The sequence below is a fragment of the Acinetobacter sp. WCHA39 genome (assembly GCF_002165385.1).
In the GTDB taxonomy this organism is placed as follows: Bacteria; Pseudomonadota; Gammaproteobacteria; order Pseudomonadales; family Moraxellaceae; genus Acinetobacter.
In genome coordinates, this window is record NZ_NHRP01000069.1 from 1 (window position 1) to 3,235 (window position 3,235).

Here is a 3,235-nt window from a genome sequence, read left to right on the forward strand (position 1 = left end):
ATCAACAGGGTTTTCGGTCTCTAAGCACTTTTAAAAAGGAACTTCATCGACTCAAATCTCTATTTGCAACAGTGCCCTCAAATCTCTATTTGCAACAGTGCCCGCTATTCCACGATAAACGATTGCGAGCATCAGGATATTAATATTTCGTTTTCCCCATTTCCAATTGGTTCTATCTAAAGTCAGTTGCACTTGGTCGAATGAAAACATATTGAAAATCAACTGAGAAATTTGACGATAATCAAAATACTGACCTGCAAAGAAGCGCTGCATACGTCGATAAAATGATTGTGGTAAACACTTGATGGGCAAGGCTTTAGATGCAGAAGAAAGATTACATGTTTGCTTTAAAATAATCACAAGCATGATGAGCGCAAAGCACTTTAAATGTGACTTGTTCCATTTTAGAGATTTGTTTAAGATAAGATATAACTCATTGAGATGTGTCATAGTATTCGTCGTTAGAAAACAATTATTGTGACATTATTTCAATGAGTTATCTATTTTTGTCGTGTACAGAGATTATTATAGAAGCCCCCATGAATAAATCGCTCATCATTTTCGGCATCGTCAACATAACCTCGGACAGTTTCTCCGATGGAGGCCGGTATCTGGCGCCAGACGCAGCCATTGCGCAGGCGCGTAAGCTGATGGCCGAGGGGGCAGATGTGATCGACCTCGGTCCGGCATCCAGCAATCCCGACGCCGCGCCTGTTTCGTCCGACACAGAAATCGCGCGTATCGCGCCGGTGCTGGACGCGCTCAAGGCAGATGGCATTCCCGTCTCGCTCGACAGTTATCAACCCGCGACGCAAGCCTATGCCTTGTCGCGTGGTGTGGCCTATCTCAATGATATTCGCGGTTTTCCAGACGCTGCGTTCTATCCGCAATTGGCGAAATCATCTGCCAAACTCGTCGTTATGCATTCGGTGCAAGACGGGCAGGCAGATCGGCGCGAGGCACCCGCTGGCGACATCATGGATCACATTGCGGCGTTCTTTGACGCGCGCATCGCGGCGCTGACGGGTGCCGGTATCAAACGCAACCGCCTTGTCCTTGATCCCGGCATGGGGTTTTTTCTGGGGGCTGCTCCCGAAACCTCGCTCTCGGTGCTGGCGCGGTTCGATGAATTGCGGCTGCGCTTCGATTTGCCGGTGCTTCTGTCTGTTTCGCGCAAATCCTTTCTGCGCGCGCTCACAGGCCGTGGTCCGGGGGATGTCGGGGCCGCGACACTCGCTGCAGAGCTTGCCGCCGCCGCAGGTGGAGCTGACTTCATCCGCACACACGAGCCGCGCCCCTTGCGCGACGGGCTGGCGGTATTGGCGGCGCTGAAAGAAACCGCAAGAATTCGTTAACTGCACATTCGGGATATTTCTCTATATTCGCGGTTCAGCAGGCATGTCCCCTTTGAGGGCGACCCGACGACAGGATAATCGACCTTATGGTGCGCAAATATTTCGGCACAGACGGTATTCGTGGCAAAGCCAACGAAGGCGCGATGACGGCGGAAACCGCCTTGCGCGTCGGCATGGCGGCTGGCCGTGTCTTTCGTCGCGGTGACCACCGCCATCGTGTCGTGATCGGCAAGGATACGCGCCTGTCGGGCTATATGCTTGAACCCGCGCTCACAGCCGGTTTCACCTCGATGGGCATGGACGTATTCCTTTTTGGCCCGCTGCCGACAACGTATAGGAAGAATAAACGCCCTTTTCACCCAAGTCCAACAGCTTTGGACCGCAGTTGACTCTTTCGACACCCCTGCGATGCAACCCAATCCGGCTGACGGGGAGCCAGCAACGCTGAAAATTTACCCTCCTCTTTCCCACTAGCGGCTCCTTTTCCGACAACCAGCACGGCGGATCCCTGCCGCGGCGCTGTGAACGCAGCATTTTGATTGGTATCGTTGGCCTTCAGGCTCGTCAGTCAAACAGACCCAGGAGCAGCTCAGCCGGTGGCGCCCGGCTTTCGGGTAACGCCCTGGTCCCGCTGGTTTCGGCTTTGTGCTTCAGGTGATCAAGGATCTGCTTGATCACTATAGGGTCTTCAATGCAGGCGATGACTTTCATGGCGCCGCCGCAGCCGCTGCAGGTCTCGATGTCGATATTGAAAACACGCTTGAGCCGTTGCGCCCATGTCATCGACGCTCGCCGTTGTGCTGGTGTTGCCGGTTCATCAGCCACCCTGACCTTGTTGCCCCTGCCCCGTTTTGCCGGCGTGACCAACGCCCGGTGCCGACTGTTGGGTGCGAACACCCCGTGGAAGCGGGTTAGGTTGACTCTGGGCTTCGGTACCAGGGCGGCCAGCCTTGCAATGAAATCCAATGGTTCGAAAATGACGTGCGTGGTGCCGTCCCGGTACGGCGTCTTGAGCTGGTAGCGCACGTTGCCGCCTCGTGTTAACGACAGCCGCTTCTCGGATACCGCCGGGCGGCTGATGTACCGGCACAGCCGTTCGAGCTTCTTGCGTTCATCGGCCCTGGCCGCCACGCCGGCGTGCAGGCTGGACCCGGCTACCTTGCCAATCCCGTCACCGAACGGATCACCACTGGTCGGCAGAGTTTGCAAAGTGAACACCTTTCGCCCCGCCTGTGAACCGACAGCGATACGGTAAGTGATCGAGTGCCCCAGCAGGGGTGTCATCGGGTCGTCATCCACCGCATCCGAGGCCAGATAGCTGTTTTCGACATCCCGTTCCAGCAGGCCTTGCCGTTCCAGATAGCGACCCACCCGGTGGGCGATGGTGTGCGTCAGCGGCACTGTTGCAAATAACCACGAATGGTAAGCTGAAGACTGTTTTAGCTAAAGGTGCAGCATATGAATCCTTTCCATGGTCGGCATTTTCAGGGCGAAATCATTCTTTGGGCTGTGCGCTGGTATTGTAAATATGGCATTAGCTATCGTGAACTGCAGGAAATGCTGGCCGAACGGGGTGTGAATGTTGATCACACGACTATTTACCGTTGGGTTCAACGTTATGCTCCTGAAATAGAAAAACGTTTACGCTGGTATTGGCGTAATCCTACAGATCTGAGCTCGTGGCATATTGATGAAACCTATGTAAAAGTGAATGGACGATGGTCTTATCTGTATCGTGCAGTCGATCAACGTGGCGATACCATTGATTTTTATCTTTCTTCTAGACGTAATACCAAATCAGCATATTGTTTTCTTGGAAAAATTTTAAATAATGTGAAGAAGTGGCAAATTCCACAAGTGATCAACACGGATAAAGCACC

The 3,235-nt window shown here is 53.3% G+C and carries 2 protein-coding genes and 3 pseudogenes; 3 read left to right on the forward strand and 2 right to left on the reverse strand.

Going from position 1 to position 3,235, the window contains the following annotated elements; genetic code table 11:
- Positions 1-102: 102 nt before the first annotated feature.
- A pseudogene (locus CDG56_RS16490) lies at positions 103-450 on the reverse strand (IS4 family transposase); the annotation flags it as partial.
- Between the two features lie 89 nt (positions 451-539).
- On the opposite strand from CDG56_RS16490, the gene sul2 reads away from it, so the two are divergent.
- Together sul2 and CDG56_RS16500 are read left to right on the forward strand one after the other, a co-directional pair.
- On the forward strand, positions 540-1,355 hold the full coding sequence (gene sul2, locus CDG56_RS16495; RefSeq protein ID WP_001043260.1) for a sulfonamide-resistant dihydropteroate synthase Sul2: 816 nt from the start codon (positions 540-542) through the stop codon (positions 1,353-1,355).
- A gap of 86 nt (positions 1,356-1,441) precedes the next feature.
- Positions 1,442-1,744, forward strand: coding sequence for a phosphoglucosamine mutase (locus tag CDG56_RS16500; protein WP_000251875.1), 303 nt, complete (start codon positions 1,442-1,444; stop codon positions 1,742-1,744).
- A 175-nt stretch (positions 1,745-1,919) separates the two neighbouring features.
- On the opposite strand, the pseudogene CDG56_RS16510 reads toward CDG56_RS16500, so the two are convergent.
- A pseudogene (locus CDG56_RS16510) lies at positions 1,920-2,750 on the reverse strand (IS91-like element ISVsa3 family transposase); the annotation flags it as partial.
- 63 nt (positions 2,751-2,813) lie between these two features.
- On the opposite strand from CDG56_RS16510, the pseudogene CDG56_RS16515 reads away from it, so the two are divergent.
- Positions 2,814-3,235: pseudogene (locus CDG56_RS16515) on the forward strand (IS6-like element IS1006 family transposase); the annotation flags it as partial.